The organism is Paenibacillus kribbensis, assembly GCF_002240415.1.
In the GTDB taxonomy this organism is placed as follows: domain Bacteria; phylum Bacillota; class Bacilli; order Paenibacillales; family Paenibacillaceae; genus Paenibacillus; species Paenibacillus kribbensis.
In genome coordinates this window covers 493,372-509,508 of the sequence record NZ_CP020028.1, presented here as the reverse complement: position 1 = coordinate 509,508, position 16,137 = coordinate 493,372, and the positions used below count along the sequence as shown (strand labels likewise).

Sequence of the window (16,137 nt, the reverse complement as noted above, 5' to 3'; positions counted from 1 at the left end):
CTTTTATTCAATAATGATATAAGAACATAGTGGATTCATAGGATCTCTTCTAATGGCATATCGACTTAAACCCAATACTTCTTTTAAAGCGATTGTCTCACCAGGAAGTGCACTATAGTTAAGCTCATCAAAAGCTAAAACACTTCCTTTTGTGAGATGGCTTGAAATAGCCTCCAGGCATTTTTTTGTAGGTTTATATAAATCAAAATCAAAATATGCTAATGAAACAATAGTTTCAGGATGATCAGATAGATAAGTCGTAATACTATCCGTTGCATCTCCCTTTATCAACTCATATTTTTTAATGTGGGAAATCGGACTTTCTTGTTCATGAAATTGCATCACACTGTCCAAGTACTCAAAATAGTTAGGAGTAACAGAATAATCTCCTTTACTGACGTGCTGACCATCCTTAATATCTACTTCAGGAAAGCCTTCAAACGTATCAAATCCAATAATTTTTCTATTATAATTATATGGTTCATATATACCTCTTAAATTTTCATATAACGACAGATTCTGTCCCCATCTCACTCCAAATTCCATAATAACTCCATGAACATTTATAATCTTTTTATATAATTCATTAATGTATAATAGCCTTGAGAGAGTTTGTCTTCTTAGATAAATTCCCATATTATCCAAAATTTCCTCATCAGGAATGGGTGAATTCTTCATTATCTCCACGAATTTTTGTTTACCTTTTTTTTCTTCATTACTTGAGTTTCCTAAATACCTAATTGAATTCATATGTTACTCTCCCCTATTTTTTTATAGAATTCTTTTTTCAGTGCTTCTCGAACGGTAAATACTAACACATCAAATGCTCTTTAAATCTCTTTCCATGTGTTTATTTTCAATTTTTCATATCCTGTTCGACAACAATTAAATCAGATTCTCTGATATTAACCAGTCTATAATCACGTTTTTAGCAATTGGAAGCTCATTTGGCTTAATAATCTTATTTGATAACGTTTGATTTTTATTTTTAGAAAGTGACGGTATAATATACATTTGCTCTGTTTCTAGAGCATTTAGTCGTTCGTCTTCAGTCATTAATTCTTCAAACATCTTCTCGCCTGGACGAAGTCCTATCCGTTTAACTTCGACTTTAGTTTTGATCCCGGATTTTTCTAAAAAAACCTTTATGAGCGCTTCGGCTAAGTCACCAATTCGCACAACAGGCATTTTCAGGACAAAGACTTCCCCCCCCTGTGCATCCTCGTTAGCCTGCAGGATTAATTCAATCGCCTGTGAAGGGGTCATCATGTATCTCAACATCTCTGGATCTGTAATGGTGATTTCGTCATTTTCCAAAATTTGTTTCTTAAATAATGGAATAACGGAGCCACGTGAACCCATCACATTTCCAAAGCGAACCGAAGAAAATATAGTAGACTTGGAGCCCTTTTGATATTCAGAAGCCGAAATCAGACGCTCTGCTGTTAGCTTGGTTGCACCATAAGTGTTGGTCGGAGAAATAGCCTTATCCGTGCTTGTGAAAAGCACCTTTTTCACTCCATTCTCCAAAGCCGCTTGAATGACATTCTGGGTACCTATGACATTGGTTTGTACAGCCTCAAACGGGTTATACTCACACGAAGGCACGTGCTTCATTGCGGCTAAATGGAATACGTAATCAATATCCTCCATTGCTCTCATCAATCTTTGCTGATCTCTCACATCACCAATCAGAAAACGCAATTGATTAGAGTGGGCTTGAAAATCTATATTCATTTCATACTGTTTATGCTCATCACGGCTAAAAATACGAATTACACTCGGCTCATCTTTCAAAAGTCTCTGCACCAGTTGACGCCCTATTGTTCCCGTTCCACCTGTGATTAATATTTTCTTCCCTTTGTAGGTTTCCTTCTGCATTTTGAACACGTCCCTTGTCCTTTAACTCTTTATATTATCTATTCTGCGAATTGCTTCTATAAACAGTTCTTCAAGCATCGGAATTTTATCCAGTATTTCATTTCCTAGCTTACCAAGATGCTTGTGTATCATATCGGCTTTACGCGAGAGATTTTGCTCTATAGCGATCAAAGGCTGCTGCTGGTCAAACAGACCAATTTCCAGTGGGAGTACGGTTTCTATAATGGGAACAAACCAATCTCTACTTACAATGCTGGTCCAACGTTGTTCAATTTCGACAATCGCATTATGACACCTCAGCGGCTTCATTCGGCTCCACTCTCTAATATTTCCGATCGTTTTCAACATGACTTTCAATTCTTCCCTGAATTGGGCGAAATCATTGAGCGTATGCTGTATTTTCCCTTTAACCTCTTCGATACGATTTTCATTTATAATAAAGGGTTGATTACGTTGAATATTTGCTATTGCATCGTGCTCAATATGTTCCTCGGCAATCATATCATATACTTCTTCAATCGGCTTCCAAACGGTTCCCTCTAGCGCGGCCCCGTTACGAGTCGTATTAATGAATTCAATGCTGGATAAGGCTGCGAACAAATTCTCTAGTGCGTCTTTCATAAACAATAAGCTTTCATTCGTTGCATTATATTCACCGTGCACGTTCAATACCTGTTGCAATGCCTTCTCCACAATCGATGCTTTGTGGGATTCTTCAACATGTCCTAATCCATCAGCGTAGAACTTATTACCTGGGAAGGATAAATCCTGCCCCATCAGTACGACACGCCGAGCGCCCAGCCACACAGCCGCCTGTATAGCTGAGCCTACAACCGTCGGTGTTGCCGTTATAGCTACCTGTGTCCGGTCAATTCCTAAATAATACTGCGAAATATGATCATTGCTTAGCACAAAATGAACGGTATCTTTCTGCTTGCGGTCTGTAATTCCAAAATAAGAGGTAGACCCATACAATAAAGGAGCTTCTAACGTTTCAGGCTGAGAAAACACCTTATCATTGATAATCCCCCCATCCAGCGTGACCGCTAAATGCGGCTGTATCCCCTGTTTAACTAGTGCCTGAATACTGGAGCCTGCCGCGATAACAAGAGCATGGGGTCTTACACGCTTAATCCACTCAATATCCTGCTGGAGTGACGGGCCTGAAGCGATAATGAAAGCCGTACTACCGGGAAAGGAAAATTTCAAATCATCAATAGAGGGCGAGGTCAGCATCCCTGCCATCTGGTACATACAGTTACGAATCCAGTCCTGTCGAAAAAGATGATGCGTGCGTTGGTTTGATTCATAGGTGTGATTATATTCTTCCAATTTTTCTTTAACATCACGTAATACATCCATCTCTACCTCGAGATAATGACGAAGTGCTACAAAAGCTAACTCTCGCTGCATATGGACAGACGCCATATAAAACAGTGAGTTCAATTGGGAATCACCAATGGCCAGCCAGTACAAATTGGGATGCTCTAAAAGACTCCGCATATCATAACTGCTAATGGACTTTAGGAACTGGTATTCATCCGGTTCATATACAAAAAGCAAGCGGTCAGGATACATTTCAAGGATGTCAGCAATGCCAAGACCCTGGCCAAATCCATAAACAAAGACACATTCTATATTTTCTACCGATTGCTGAACCGCCTCCAACCAAATATGATCTTTTTCTACGGGTTCATTATAAGACTTGGGATCCTGAGCCTCAGTTGGCTCAAGCTCGAGTATTGTATTAGCAGCATGTGGAAAGCGATACTGTATAGCAGCCAAGTTCATTGATAAAATTGTCAAGACCATACCACCATTCATATTGATTCTTCTTAATTAATATATCGGACTGTAACATGAAGGAGTGAACCTTGCAAATAAAAAAAATCCCCCCAGTAATGACTGAGAGAGATTATAATACCATTTATTTACGGTGGTCTATAAAAAGACTGTCAACCGAATAAGCACGCTGGTAAGCATTTTGTTGAATTCGAATATTACCTTTTTTCTCCATCCAGCTGCCCGCTTCATCTTTCAACTTATTCATACGCTTCAATATCGGTCCATCCATATCTAAGATGAGTCCAATTTCTTGTTTGTCTTCCTCAGTGAGAGAAGTACGATATTTTTCCATTGCATGCACAATTTCCTGTCGACGATCTACAAAAGTAACTAATTCTTCCTCTTCCATGATTGAGAGCCGTTTAGTCATCTCTATTGTCATTTCTTTTAATGCTTGAATAAGGGCTTGCACACTGTTACTGTCCATCAGCTACCTGTGACCGAGCTTGGTAGTTTGCTCACTTCCACCCAAGCCTCACGAAGATCCGTTAGATGTCCCTCTACTTCCCGAGCCTTGGACACATCTTTATGAACGTTAGCCTCAATCAGACAATGCAGCATATATTCATAAATTCTTAATAAATCCTGTGCAATCGGATAGTCAAAATTCAAGGCGGATATTAATTCATGGATGATAGCTTGTGATTTACAAAGATTATAGTTCGCTTTCCCATAATCTTCATCTAAAATCCCGTCTATACCTGCCCGAGTAAAACGAATTGCCCCATCATACAGCATAATCAGAAGTTTAGGCTTGGAGGCAGTTTGGGCTTGAGCCTGCTGATACTTCTGGTAAGGGGATTGAATCAAATGTATGACCTCCTTATTTATCTAAAGCTGGACAAACTAGAAGAAGTGCTATTATATCTATTAATTGCCGTCTCCATAGCTGTGAATTTTTTGTAGTAATTCGTTTCTATCATATTCAATCGGGCTGTCATATCGGTAATTCTTCTGTCAATACTCGTTAACTCTGTTCCCATTGTGCTGTTGATAAGGAATGAAGCACTAAGATCAGTACTTACCTTTGAGGTTCCTGCCTTGTCAGCTAATTTTTGCAGCGAAGTATTGGATATTTTTCTCATGCGTGCAAAAATCCCGTCTTGATCCGTATATTTATTACTTTGTGCTGTAGCAGAATCCTGCTTACTGAAAAAGTTGGTCACAATATCAGGATCTTTATCTAAAGCAGCTTTCAGCTTATCTGTATCTAAAATAAGTTTCCCTTTTGTCTGATACGTACCTGTTGTTATACCGAGCTGGGCAAGACTAATTGTTGTACCGTCGTCCAGTTTAACTCCCTGAGTCATTGCATTACGCATATCCGCTGCTGCACTCTGCAAAATGTCGTCATTTTTAAGCATTCCACTTTTAGCTTTATTGGTCCAAAGTGTGATTTCATCATCACTCATATCCTTTTTTTGGTCAGTTGTTAAAGGTGCGTATTTTTTGTATCGTTCTTCACTTACTTTATTATTTAACGTAGAGAGAAGATCATTGTACGCGTCAACAAACCCCTGAACCGTTTCAACCAGCTTATCTGTATCTTTGGCCACCTCAATGCGTGTCGAAGTACTTCCACTGGCACTATTAAGCGTAAGTTCGACACCATTCATCGTGAATGTATTGGAGGATCTTGTCATATCCAAACCATTTACAGTGAGTTTAGCGTCTTCACCGCCTGTAATGGTACTCCCCAGCTTTAAAGCAGAGAATATATCTCCACTAAGCTCAATATCTTTAGCTCCAGTCGTTTTACTTGTTAGAGAAACCTTACCTGTGGCGGAGTCATAGATGGCACTCACACCAGCTTGCTTATTTGAATTGATTTTATTAACAAAAGAATCTATCGTTTCATTGACAGGATCTATCTCTATAGATGCTTCACCTATTTTTACTGTTACTGGGACGGTTCCTGAGATTCCCGAACCTTTAATGTCTTGTAGCTTAACAGTTCCCCAATCGGTTGGTGCAGAAGCAGAAGCATTGAGCTCAATCGCTGCAGAAGAAGTAGTGCTTGATGCGGTTGCCAGCGAGGTCACTTTTACATCCAATATTCCACTGGCCGATGAAGAAACCTTTGCACTAACCGCACTCGTATTTCCAGTGATATTCGCCTTTTGAGCACTAATTGCACTACTCATGTTAAGCTTACTTAATTCTTGCGAAAAGGTAACCAGTTTCACACTGGTCTCCCGATAGCTTTCACGTTTCCACTCCATTAACTGCTTCTGTTGATTCAGCTTGTCCAGCGGAGCGCTCTCAGCTGTCATCAACTTTTTAACCATAGAATCTATATCCATACCAGATGCCAAACCACTTATTCTCGTTACCATAAATATTCCTCCCTACACCTTTTTATCGACAATAATCCCAGTAATTTCCATCATTCTCGCTGCCAAATCCAAGATTTTTTCTGGCGGAACCTCACGGATGAGATCGCCCGTTTCCTTGTTTAAAACTTTAATCATAATGGCGTGGGTTTTTTCGTGTACAGATATTTCAAACATTTTTTGCGGACCTTGAATTGCATCAATTGCCTTCTGTAATTGCTGAATGGTTTGCTCGTGTGTTTGCTGTGCTTTTGCAGAAATTACAGATTGGGCTGAATCAACAGACGCCTCCTCCTTTTTAGCTCCGGCAGAAACATGAATCGGTGCTATACCTCCTGCATTGGCTGGTATCAACGGTTCCATAACATAACCCCTCGCTCATAAAATGGTATGCCGTACACTGTTTCTCTTCTATTCATATCGGATGTCCTACTCTATATATCGGTTAATGATTTAGATTATTTATGAAAAATCATATAAAAAAAACAAAAAAGACTCTGCAAAATGCAGAGCCTTTAATAATTCGCTTACTTCCCAAAATCTTAACGAAGCAGGGACAGTACGCCTTGTGGCGCAGAGTTTGCTTGTGCCAGCATGGATTGGGATGCTTGCAGCAAGATGTTGTTTTTGGACAAAGTAACCATTTCTTTTGCCATGTCAGTATCACGAATACGAGATTCGGAAGCTGTCAGGTTCTCAACTGTAGTACCCAAGTTGTTGGAAGTATATTCCAAACGGTTTTGAACAGCACCCAGTTTAGCACGTTGTGTAGCAACTTTTTCAATAGCATCACTTACGTTTGTCAACGTGGAAGAGGATTTCAAACCAGTGAATCCTCCTGTAGCAACACCACTAACTGTAATCGTAAAGGCTTTATCGTCAGCTTGTACTTTTACGTTAGAAGTGATTTTGATTCCGTTGAATGTTGTGTTTTTCATAATGCTGTCGATTTGCGATCCCAGTGCGTTAAGCTCCATGTTAATGTTGCTCTTATCGCTGGAAGAATATGTTCCGTTCAGCTTTTGAACGTTCAGTTCTTTCATACGGGAAAGCATGGAGGATACTTCGTTCATTGCACCCTCAGCAGTTTGCGCAAAAGAAATACCGTCTTGAACGTTACGTTGAGCTTGTTCCAGACCACGGATTTGTCCGCGCATTTTTTCGGAGATGGAGAGACCAGCAGCGTCATCAGCAGCACGGTTGATACGCAGACCGGAAGACAGCTTCTCCATGTTTTTACTTGCTGCAGCATTATTCATACCCATGTTACGATGAGTGTTCAATGCAGGAATATTGTGGTTAATAATCATTTGAAATTTCCTCCCTGAAATGGTTTAATTCCCACGTCCTTGTGGTATAAGCGTCTTCGCAGGTCGGCCGCCCTGAAGAATTACCGCTCTAAATTATATATCGACACCTGCTGCTGTATTGTTTATAGCATTTTAAAATTTTCAAAAAAATCTATTTTGGAAAACAGTACTTCGACTCAAAAATTTTTATTTTAACCAATAATTGATATTTTTTGAACTCTAGCTTATATTAAGCTTGTGGTAAAAAATATACTAATATAAGGAGTGTTTCAATTATGTTTCGGAAAACGATTAGTTTGCTATCCGTTTTGATCCTTGCAGTCGGATGGTTCTCATCTTCTTTTAATCCGGCACTTGCGGGTTCTTCTCAAGCCAAACCTGTTCAGCTGCCAGTACAATTTCTGAATTCCATGTATAAGAAAGGCTCAAGCACACTTTTAAGCGATCTACATACAACACCAACCCAATCCAATTCGCTTTCAATCTCCAAGGAGGAAATTTTAAAATATCCAAAGTTAAATACATTACCTGATACTTCGTCTAACAATAAATTTTCCGTCTCTGCAGTCACATATGATGTTTATAATACTACACCCGATGGGGCAATCTTTATTAAATCAGGTAATTCCGAACAAGGTTATATTACTGCAGAGGGTGAAAGCCGCTGGTTTTTCACACGTGTTGAAATTCCCAATAAACTGACTGTATTTCTGAATCCAGGGGCATCCACAACCAAAGATTACGATCTTCATCTATACAAGCTTGATGAAAGCACAGGAACGCTAAACAAAGTTTCATATTCTACAAAGGGAGCAGGGCAATATGAACAGGTCAGCTATGTAGCAGGGACTGGCTATTATTTCATACTTGTCCAATCATATAAGGGATTTGATGTCACCCAGCCATTTACCGTTCATACTATTCAATCTGACAGCTATGACAGCAGTGAACCAGATGACAATCCTTGGTTTGCTAAAAACCGCGGATCAGCTACCTTTAGCAGCAGCCAAACGATTGACAATATCCTCGATGAGGATTGGAGCAAAATCAAGGTGTCTTCTGATACTACCGTACGTCTCAACCTCAACAATACGTCAGCTTACGGCGAATACCGACTGGACTTATATGACGCTAATTTGACCAGTCTCGGATATCTCAACCAGAACACAACTGCACAAATAAAGTTATCCGCAGGTGAATATTATATCCGTGTTATTGCACCATCCAAGTTCGATCTTACCACTCCATATACTTTGACAGTGAGTTATCAAAATGCTGATGTTGCACGGGTGGTAACTTCCAACATTACAACAGACGGTGGAGTATACGGTTTTATCAACTATGGCTATGGACAAAAATGGAGAATAAAAAATAATATCACCATTAGCGGCAGAGCGTTTGACGCCCAAGGTAATCCTGTTGCAAATGCTATTGTTACCACGAGAATTATTGTGACAATAAATAATAAGGTATTCACGGCAAGTGGCACAACCAATGAGCAAGGATACTTTACGATACCTGTAAATGGTTTAACCTCAGCTGCAGGTAAGTACTCTTTCTACAACAGTGTCAGTACACATTATTTTGATATTATCCCAATCGACTTTTACAGTGGCGGTAAATTGCTAAACTCCGATATCAACAGTCTCTATCATTTCGCTTACCAAATAAGATAGTATAAACGGAACGAAAAAGCTGACCCAATCGAGGGCCAGCTTTTTTTGTTCAAATCTAACAGAGAGCTACTCGATGCTGCCACTCTCTCTTCCCATTTCCAATATTGCAGTTTGGAGCGTTTTAAGATCCATTGCTGCGCTTTGATTATTATCCTGGATTGCGTCGAAAATCTCTTTACGATAAATATCTATATCTTTAGGGGCAGATATTCCAATTTTAACGTTATCTCCTTCAACAGAAAGCACCGTTAAAACAATATTATTCTGAATTACGACAGACTCGCCTTTCTTGCGGGACAACACCAGCATCAGGCCTCACCGCCTTGCTCTGCCAATTTTAAATCTGGCCATAATGCATGCTTGGTTGTATATTCCGTGCTTTGCAGAACGATCTGCTTACCTTTTAAATTTTCCGTATTAAAAATGATAGGGGCAATTAAGTTGACCGTTATTTTTTCTCTATTACTGTGCCAGGTTACAATACAACGTACTGCGACCTGCTTTCGCTCTGTTACATCAATATCTGCAAGAGCATCATTAGACAACTCAAACTCGTAATCATGTACAAAGTCAAAAGGGTTGATTGTTATAAAGGAGACCCCTGCCTCTTCTACAGCACTAAAAATACTAAACAACTCGTTATGTTCCTGTAGCTTAAATTCACGTAAATACTCGAAACCGGGTAATCCTTTAGGGAAAATAAAAATGGACTCTGTTTTATATTGTCCCTTTTCATCTACTTCATGTTTTTGGTTCATACCTCATCCTCCTAAGATAGTAACAAAAAAGCTACGGACCTTCGTCCATAGCTTCAAAATGTCAAAGAAAGCAAAATGTCATCTCATAAAATCCATAAGAGATGGCTGCATGATCTGAGCCGATGATTTCAAAGCAGCTTCATATATGGTCTGGGCAGAGGTCGCCTGAATCATCAAGCTTGCAATATCCGCATCCTCAGTCTTAGACTGCAAATTTGTTAAATTCAAATTACGATCACCCAGACGCGCTTGCACAAGCTCCACACGATTCGTGCGCGCCCCAACTTCGGATAGGCTGGACTGCATTTTGGTATAACGCGATTCAATATCTGTGAGTTGATTCGCTACTGTCGTTTGGTTTCCACTTGCTAAAGCTGCACTCAAATTATCCATAATTTTAAAAACGTTATCTGCATCCGTTGACGCTCCGAAAAACTCACTTCCAGAAGTATTCACCTGAAATGTGGATTGATCTCCAATTGCAAAATTTACAGCACCTTGATCTGTATCAATTTGGTCATAGCTAGTAATTGTACCAGCAAGCTCGTATGGCGCCTGGTCATACTTTTGACCATTAAAAATATATTTACCACGAATCTGGCTATTCCCAATATTGGTCATTTGCTCTTTGAGCTGATCCACCTCTAACTTAATCGCATCCAATCCGGATTGAGGAACAGTACCAGTTGAGGCTTGAACTGTTAGCTCTTTTAGTCGTTTCATCACATCTCCAGCCTGCTGCATAGTGGAATCCGTAAAATCCAACCAGCTTACGGCTGCATCTGCATTGCTGGAATACTGCTCATTGGAGGCCAGCTCAGATCTGTAACGAAGAGCATAAGTTACACCCACAGGATCATCTGAAGGTTTATTGAGCTTACGTCCGGTTGTAATCTGATTCTCCATTTTATTCATATTGCTATAGTTACGATTCAGGTTACTGAGCGTTTGCATGCTCATCATCCCCGAGGTTACTCGAATCGCCATACGCTACCTCCTACTAATTTTAATTAGAGTCCTACACGGCCTGTGCTATTAATCAGCTTGTCCAGCAATTGATCAAATGTCGTCATAAAACGTGAAGCCGCACTATAAGCATGTTGGAACTTAATCAGATTGGACATCTCCTCATCCAAAGATACTCCGCTGACAGACTGTCTGCTCAAATCTACTTGCTCTGTCAGTAGTTGTGCGTTCTTCGATTGACGTTCTGCCTCCTGAGTCTGAACCCCAAGCTGTCCGGCAATAGAGCTAAAGTAGTCATCCACTGACGTTGGACTAGATAAAGCTGCCCCGAAATCAAATTTTACATTTTTCAAGTTAGCCATAGCCATAGCTAAAGCGTTGTTCCCGAGTATCACCTTCTCATCTGTCGTTCCCGTACCCTCTACCCGCAGAGAAGTTGCAATTTTATTAGGGTCACTTTGTATGTCGGGATTTAGCGTAATATTACCTGCTGTAATCGCAGCTCCGTCTTTAGAGGTAAAAAAAGCGTCCCCTTTGGTAGGAGTTGTCCCACTAATTGTATAACCCAACTGGTGAAGACCATTGATACCTTGGACAGTAACTTTCAAATCGCTCGTTAAAGTCCGGTTATTATTAGCATTAGAATAAGTAACCGCTGAATTATTCGGTCCTGTATTCAATACTGTTCCTTCAGGAAGCACAGTTCCTTTAGGAAGAGTAACTTCAATATTCCCATTAGCCAGTGTGTTAGCCAATTGGTTCATCTGGTTTTTGTAATCCGCAACATATCTGTCACGCGATAATACCATTCCGTAAACTTCGCCGCCAGTCAAGGTGCCACCTGTAAAAGCAGCCTGAAGACCGTCTGCGGTTAATGGTGTAACCACAGTACCAGCTACAGCTACTTGCCCAGCTACTGTTACTTGATACCCATCATCCAGTTGAGTAACCTGTACATTAGCCAGTTTAGACAACTTATCGATCGCGTAATCCCGCTGATCTCTCAAGTCATTTGGATTATCTCCCAATGACTCCAACTTGGTGATGTTTCCGTTTAAATCTGCTACAGTTTGGAGAAGAGCATTCATTTCTGTTGTTTTCAAGGTAATATTATTGGTTAAATCAGAATCTAACGCATCAAGCTGTTTGCTTGTCTGATTCAATGCATCCGTCAATGCCAGCGTCGTTTCTTTTACGATTTTACGGTTAGTTACATCTTGGGGATCTTGACTTAAATCCGACCAAGCATTCCAGAAATTATCCATGACCTTGCGCATTCCTGTGTCAGAGGGCTCGTTCATAATTGTTTCGAGCTTATTCAAAGTATCGTAGCGGATATCCCATCCACCTAAAGAGGAGTTTTCATTGCGATACTGGTCATCCAGAAATGTCTGACGTACCCGCTCAATCGCGCTGAACTCGACACCTGTTCCCAATTGTCCTCTTACAACGGAACGATTCAAACCATAGGCTTCCATAGAATCGGTTGCCTTCATACTGACCACTTGTCTGGAGTAACCAGCTGTGTTGGCATTTGAGATATTGTGTCCGGTTGTATTTAGTGCTGCGGTTTGTGTATTTAAGCTTCTTTTCGCAGTTTCTATAGCATGAAATGTCGAGGTCATATTTTCCTCCTGCAATTAGGCTCGAGTGTCGAATAACCCTGAGCGAATAGTAGAATTTTTTTCATCTGGTCGATGATACGTTGTTTCGGATTCCTCGTAATAAGACATCGTTTCTACAGAAAAATCAATGTATGAGAGTGCCTGCTCTATAAGCTGACGGTTCAACTCATTAAGCTGCTTAAGTTTGTTCAACGTCTCAGAAAGCCGTGTTTGAATGCTCAGCAACCTCTGCTTGTCTTGAGGGTCAAAAACAAGACGAGACAACTCTGTAATGGTTAAGTTCAACTTAGATTTAATTCCGCGTTCCTGCAAAAACTCATATGCAGAGGAAATACGTTGCTCTTCAAGTTGATCAATAAGTTTGGAAAGCTTCGATTCCTGATTCATGACTAAAATGAGCTGATCTACCTTATTAGATATCAGTGCTTCTTTCTTTTGAGTTCCTAGTGCAATCAACTGCTCATGAGCCTCTCTCAGCTGCTCCAGCACATCAATCAGGCGCTCTAAAGGCATATTTTACTTCACCTAACTTTCGGAAGACTGCTTGAAGTAAGGCAACAGCTTCTCTGCAATTTTGTCTGCATCCACACGATATGTTCCAGAAGCCACTTGCTGCTTAAGATCCTGAATCTTTTTAACTCGATCTGTATCGCTGCTGCGGTTCAACATTTCCATTGCTTCCGGGGAAATGGAGACCTCATCCTTGCGACGGGATTTCTTTTGCTCCTCCTGGCGTCCTGTTTCCATATTTCGCTGGTATGGATTAATCGCTCCGATGCGGTTGGTCTCGTTAATTTTCATAACTTCCACCTTCCTTAGTTATTTGATATGGTCAGAATGTATCAGACGACATAGCGTCGAACATAATTCGTATTCTTTATTTTGTGCATGTTTGCTAAAAATAAAAAAACCGATAAGCTCTATAAAGATTATCGGCGCTATTTGAAACTTTTTGAATAGCTAAACGTGTTTTTAATTCCCCTGTACTACTTTTCACGGAGTTTATCAATTGCGCTGTAGGCACCTTTGCCCATATTGTTACTTTGCTCCTGATTACTGCTTTCACGCGCGGCCTGATGCAGGTCTTTGGTCAGTCTTGTTCGACAAGAATCGCACATGTGTCCTTCACGAATCGGTATTCCGCATACTTCGCAAGGATACGTCATATTGGGTGCATTAGCAATGGAAATGCGCCCCTCACGTATAAATGTTGTGATTTGCTTAACGGATACCCCAGTAGCGTCAGAAAGCTCATGCATATTAATCCCTTTATTTTCACGTATATGTTTGACGCAGCGCTCATATTCAAGCTCGATTTCTTTAATACAATTCTGGCAGATTCCTCTGACATTCATAATAAACAGCTTTCCACAGCGGGGACAGTTATCCAAATTCATCCTCTGCAGCGCCCCTTTCCAATTTCCGGTCTCTAATTACTTTTATCCTTACATTACCTTATACTGAAGAGCTTCGTCTAGCAAATATTTCAAAAATGATTCTCAGATTTTACACAACTACACATTTTGTACGTTATCATAATTAAAATATAGATGATAATACTCCAGCAGCAAAATTTTCTCTACATTTATATGTATCGTTATTCAAATGACATACAAATTAAGGAAGCCAACGAATCGTTACATCTCAGCCTATGGCATGTATCTATTTATCGTCAAAAAAGGCAACTTATTTAAGATTAAAAAATAAAATAAGCGCCATTCCAGTAATTTTCGGGAATAGCGCTTCATTATAATTAAAATAGCTATATATGAATATGATCAAACGTAGAAATGCAGATCAAGCTGAGGGGAAAACCGGGCGAAACAATCCTCAGAAGAATTCATGTTCACCTGTGCCCCGAATGCTTCAAGCAAATGCTGTAAATCCGGGGGATCGGCGCCCATACGAATGCTCCGCACATGGAGTGTGGGGATTCATAAATCTTATGCAACTATCCTCATCTCAATTCATAAACTATTTGAAATCAAGATAGATGCATTATTGAAAATTTGCAGCCCAAAAAAAACAAACAATTATTCAAAAAAGCATTGTTTTAATAGAGGCCTTCCCGTATACTATAGTCAAACACTTGGTTTAATAAACACATATTATTATGCATTCATAATAATAATTATTTATTTGTGTTTGTTTGTGGTACTTGCAGTTCTTGACCCACTTTAATCAGGTTGTTAATTTTAACCAGTTCTTCGACAGTTACGCCGTATTTTTCTGCAATAGAAGCCAGTGTGTCGCCGTCTTGAACATTTACTGTGATTGTGTTTACAGTAGCTGGTGTTTCAGTTGTAGTAGTTGTTGCTGGTTTTGTAGTTGTTGCTTGATTGCTGTTCTCAGTAGCTGGTTGAGCGGGTGCTGTAGCTGCTTCTTCAGTAGCTTTAATTCCAAAAACTTTAGCTTCGAATGCTTTTTGTGCTGCTTCTTGTTGTTGAATGATCAGTTGTTCTTCAGCTCTATCTTTTTCACGATCTTGTCCTGATGCTGCCATTACTTGACCTGTTGCGAGTGGACTCAACAAAGATACTGCACCTAAGCTAACTGCCAGCATACTAGATACTGCTACTTTTTTCATTACGTTTTTCATGATTTTTTCTCTCCTCTTTTTTAGCTTTAAATTTTAATTAACTGCTTTACTACTGAGCGAGACACTCCCAATGTCCGCTCTGTTTGTCGTTAGCCAACTCATTACCAATTCATGTTAGCTATCAACAGATAGAAATTGTACTCCTCTTTTCCAAAAAAATCAACCTCTAAATTGAAATATTCTTAATTCATCCCTCACTTCCTTACTTTTTGTTTGTCTCTATATTTTTATTATATATCTCTTTCTAGCTCGTTGTCAAATTCTGCTGATTTCGTGGTGTAAAAGAACTCTACTCTACCTATTAAGCCATTTTTAAGGCAATTTCAATCTTTATTTCATAGTTTCAAAACAATCGTTCCACGGCAAATACAGAAAATTTAGACTTATGATCTTGCTAAAGTCAGGCAAAAAATAGCCAAATGTACTCCTTGCTCTGCTGCCTCTTCACCTAAAACACGCGCACACGCCTGCAAGGTGCTACCTGTTGTATAGATATCGTCTACGAGCAAAACAGTAACAGACTGCATCCTCGCCGATGTATATCGAGAATCAGCTTTTAAAACAAGAGACTTCAACAACTTCGCCTTATCAGGGATAACAGCAAAGGCATTATCCATTGTGCTTATGCGTTCCTTTTTGGTTTTAAAGCTCTGTTTGCCTGTATCTTGTGGACGAGCAAGTAAAGATACGAAAGGGAGCTTATTTCGCCTGGCAATCTCTTTCGCCAAAACTTGAGCCTGATTGAAGCCCCGTTCTGCCAGTCTCGTCTCACTTACCGGAACACAGGTCACAACGTCTACATTCCACAAAGATCGTTTGGGAACAGAACCGCGATGGCCTGTAAACTCATGTCTCATCGCCCGATAGGCTCGGTTCATTATCTCGCCCAACGCAGAAGCATACTTTTCATTCCCACGATATTTGAACTGTCCAATCCATTCTCTCATCATCGGCGTGTAGCTGGTTGCACTCCGATTACACACATAGTAGCGTGCCGATCGGACAAGCCTTATACAGTCCGGACAAAATGTCGGGCGCCCGCAATGAACACACCGAATTTTGTAAATCCAAGGAATTTGAGCAGAACAAGAAGTACAAATCCCGGAGTACTCGGAAAAATGCCCTGTGAGAGTGCCACAAGAGA

18 protein-coding genes are annotated in these 16,137 nt (G+C 40.1%); 1 reads left to right on the top strand and 17 read right to left on the bottom strand.

Features of this window, described 5'->3' with window-relative positions:
• Window positions 1–3 precede the first annotated feature (3 nt).
• From B4V02_RS02265 to B4V02_RS02230, 8 genes are all read right to left on the bottom strand, one after another.
• Window positions 4–750, bottom strand: coding sequence for a crotonobetainyl-CoA--carnitine CoA-transferase (locus B4V02_RS02265; protein WP_094153614.1), 747 nt, complete (start codon window positions 748–750; stop codon window positions 4–6).
• Window positions 751–885: 135 nt separating this feature from the next.
• The gene (locus tag B4V02_RS02260; RefSeq protein ID WP_068497233.1) at window positions 886–1,881 is read right to left on the bottom strand and encodes a UDP-N-acetylglucosamine 4,6-dehydratase family protein; all 996 of its coding nucleotides are present in this window, start codon (window positions 1,879–1,881) and stop codon (window positions 886–888) included.
• A gap of 21 nt (window positions 1,882–1,902) precedes the next feature.
• Complete coding sequence (locus B4V02_RS02255) at window positions 1,903–3,693, bottom strand: motility associated factor glycosyltransferase family protein (RefSeq protein ID WP_244188521.1); 1,791 nt, start codon at window positions 3,691–3,693, stop codon at window positions 1,903–1,905.
• 115 nt (window positions 3,694–3,808) lie between these two features.
• A complete protein-coding gene (locus B4V02_RS02250; protein WP_094153612.1) occupies window positions 3,809–4,153 on the bottom strand; it encodes a hypothetical protein in 345 nt (114 codons plus the stop codon).
• Window positions 4,153–4,536, bottom strand: coding sequence for a flagellar export chaperone FliS (gene fliS / locus B4V02_RS02245; RefSeq protein WP_007432696.1), 384 nt, complete (start codon window positions 4,534–4,536; stop codon window positions 4,153–4,155). Before fliS ends, B4V02_RS02250 begins: the two co-directional genes overlap by 1 nt.
• A gap of 17 nt (window positions 4,537–4,553) precedes the next feature.
• On the bottom strand, window positions 4,554–6,062 hold the full coding sequence (gene fliD / locus B4V02_RS02240; RefSeq protein WP_094153611.1) for a flagellar filament capping protein FliD: 1,509 nt from the start codon (window positions 6,060–6,062) through the stop codon (window positions 4,554–4,556).
• A gap of 12 nt (window positions 6,063–6,074) precedes the next feature.
• Complete coding sequence (locus B4V02_RS02235; protein ID WP_094153610.1) at window positions 6,075–6,422, bottom strand: flagellar protein FlaG; 348 nt, start codon at window positions 6,420–6,422, stop codon at window positions 6,075–6,077.
• A gap of 179 nt (window positions 6,423–6,601) precedes the next feature.
• Window positions 6,602–7,369, bottom strand: coding sequence for a flagellin N-terminal helical domain-containing protein (locus B4V02_RS02230; protein WP_007432699.1), 768 nt, complete (start codon window positions 7,367–7,369; stop codon window positions 6,602–6,604).
• A 275-nt stretch (window positions 7,370–7,644) separates the two neighbouring features.
• Here B4V02_RS02230 and B4V02_RS02225 point away from each other — a divergent pair, with 275 nt between their 5' ends.
• Window positions 7,645–9,045, top strand: a complete 1,401-nt coding sequence (locus tag B4V02_RS02225; protein ID WP_094153609.1) for a carboxypeptidase-like regulatory domain-containing protein — start codon at window positions 7,645–7,647, stop codon at window positions 9,043–9,045.
• A gap of 66 nt (window positions 9,046–9,111) precedes the next feature.
• Here the strand turns inward: B4V02_RS02225 and csrA are convergent, their stop codons facing one another.
• The 9 genes from csrA to B4V02_RS02175 all read right to left on the bottom strand — a co-directional run bounded on the left by csrA (window position 9,112) and on the right by B4V02_RS02175 (window position 15,976).
• Window positions 9,112–9,354, bottom strand: coding sequence for a carbon storage regulator CsrA (gene csrA / locus B4V02_RS02220; RefSeq protein ID WP_007432701.1), 243 nt, complete (start codon window positions 9,352–9,354; stop codon window positions 9,112–9,114).
• The gene (gene fliW, locus B4V02_RS02215) at window positions 9,354–9,803 is read right to left on the bottom strand and encodes a flagellar assembly protein FliW (protein WP_094153608.1); all 450 of its coding nucleotides are present in this window, start codon (window positions 9,801–9,803) and stop codon (window positions 9,354–9,356) included. The genes csrA and fliW overlap by 1 nt, the downstream gene beginning before the upstream one ends.
• 78 nt (window positions 9,804–9,881) lie before the next feature.
• Window positions 9,882–10,790 carry a flagellar hook-associated protein FlgL gene (gene flgL / locus B4V02_RS02210; RefSeq protein ID WP_007432703.1) on the bottom strand — a complete coding sequence of 303 codons (909 nt, stop codon included), beginning with the start codon at window positions 10,788–10,790 and terminating at the stop codon, window positions 9,882–9,884.
• 23 nt (window positions 10,791–10,813) lie between these two features.
• Complete coding sequence (flgK, locus tag B4V02_RS02205; RefSeq protein ID WP_094153607.1) at window positions 10,814–12,394, bottom strand: flagellar hook-associated protein FlgK; 1,581 nt, start codon at window positions 12,392–12,394, stop codon at window positions 10,814–10,816.
• A gap of 15 nt (window positions 12,395–12,409) precedes the next feature.
• Window positions 12,410–12,907, bottom strand: a complete 498-nt coding sequence (locus B4V02_RS02200; protein ID WP_007432705.1) for a flagellar protein FlgN — start codon at window positions 12,905–12,907, stop codon at window positions 12,410–12,412.
• Window positions 12,908–12,919: 12 nt separating this feature from the next.
• Window positions 12,920–13,195 carry a flagellar biosynthesis anti-sigma factor FlgM gene (gene flgM / locus B4V02_RS02195; RefSeq protein ID WP_007432706.1) on the bottom strand — a complete coding sequence of 92 codons (276 nt, stop codon included), beginning with the start codon at window positions 13,193–13,195 and terminating at the stop codon, window positions 12,920–12,922.
• Window positions 13,196–13,380: 185 nt separating this feature from the next.
• Entirely contained in the window at window positions 13,381–13,791 is a 411-nt protein-coding gene (locus tag B4V02_RS02190; RefSeq protein WP_007432707.1) for a TIGR03826 family flagellar region protein, read from the bottom strand.
• Window positions 13,792–14,525: 734 nt separating this feature from the next.
• Window positions 14,526–14,993, bottom strand: a complete 468-nt coding sequence (locus tag B4V02_RS02180) for a LysM peptidoglycan-binding domain-containing protein (protein ID WP_094153606.1) — start codon at window positions 14,991–14,993, stop codon at window positions 14,526–14,528.
• 383 nt (window positions 14,994–15,376) lie between these two features.
• Window positions 15,377–15,976 carry a ComF family protein gene (locus B4V02_RS02175; RefSeq protein ID WP_244188436.1) on the bottom strand — a complete coding sequence of 200 codons (600 nt, stop codon included), beginning with the start codon at window positions 15,974–15,976 and terminating at the stop codon, window positions 15,377–15,379.
• Window positions 15,977–16,137: the final 161 nt, after the last annotated feature.

What these genes read in the sequence shown, in the direction of transcription:
- B4V02_RS02255 (WP_244188521.1), bottom strand. Translation starts at nt 3,693, where the DNA reads ATGGTCTTGACAATTTTATCAATGAACTTGGCTGCTATACAGTATCGC.
- fliW (WP_094153608.1), bottom strand. Translation starts at nt 9,803, where the DNA reads ATGAACCAAAAACATGAAGTAGATGAAAAGGGACAATATAAAACAGAG.
- B4V02_RS02190 (WP_007432707.1), bottom strand. Translation starts at nt 13,791, where the DNA reads ATGAATTTGGATAACTGTCCCCGCTGTGGAAAGCTGTTTATTATGAAT.
- flgL (WP_007432703.1), bottom strand. Translation starts at nt 10,790, where the DNA reads ATGGCGATTCGAGTAACCTCGGGGATGATGAGCATGCAAACGCTCAGT.
- flgK (WP_094153607.1), bottom strand. Translation starts at nt 12,394, where the DNA reads ATGACCTCGACATTTCATGCTATAGAAACTGCGAAAAGAAGCTTAAAT.
- B4V02_RS02265 (WP_094153614.1), bottom strand. Translation starts at nt 750, where the DNA reads ATGAATTCAATTAGGTATTTAGGAAACTCAAGTAATGAAGAAAAAAAA.
- B4V02_RS02235 (WP_094153610.1), bottom strand. Translation starts at nt 6,422, where the DNA reads ATGGAACCGTTGATACCAGCCAATGCAGGAGGTATAGCACCGATTCAT.
- flgM (WP_007432706.1), bottom strand. Translation starts at nt 13,195, where the DNA reads ATGAAAATTAACGAGACCAACCGCATCGGAGCGATTAATCCATACCAG.
- B4V02_RS02250 (WP_094153612.1), bottom strand. Translation starts at nt 4,153, where the DNA reads ATGGACAGTAACAGTGTGCAAGCCCTTATTCAAGCATTAAAAGAAATG.
- B4V02_RS02260 (WP_068497233.1), bottom strand. Translation starts at nt 1,881, where the DNA reads ATGCAGAAGGAAACCTACAAAGGGAAGAAAATATTAATCACAGGTGGA.
- fliD (WP_094153611.1), bottom strand. Translation starts at nt 6,062, where the DNA reads ATGGTAACGAGAATAAGTGGTTTGGCATCTGGTATGGATATAGATTCT.
- B4V02_RS02180 (WP_094153606.1), bottom strand. Translation starts at nt 14,993, where the DNA reads ATGAAAAACGTAATGAAAAAAGTAGCAGTATCTAGTATGCTGGCAGTT.
- B4V02_RS02230 (WP_007432699.1), bottom strand. Translation starts at nt 7,369, where the DNA reads ATGATTATTAACCACAATATTCCTGCATTGAACACTCATCGTAACATG.
- B4V02_RS02200 (WP_007432705.1), bottom strand. Translation starts at nt 12,907, where the DNA reads ATGCCTTTAGAGCGCCTGATTGATGTGCTGGAGCAGCTGAGAGAGGCT.
- B4V02_RS02225 (WP_094153609.1), top strand. Translation starts at nt 7,645, where the DNA reads ATGTTTCGGAAAACGATTAGTTTGCTATCCGTTTTGATCCTTGCAGTC.
- csrA (WP_007432701.1), bottom strand. Translation starts at nt 9,354, where the DNA reads ATGCTGGTGTTGTCCCGCAAGAAAGGCGAGTCTGTCGTAATTCAGAAT.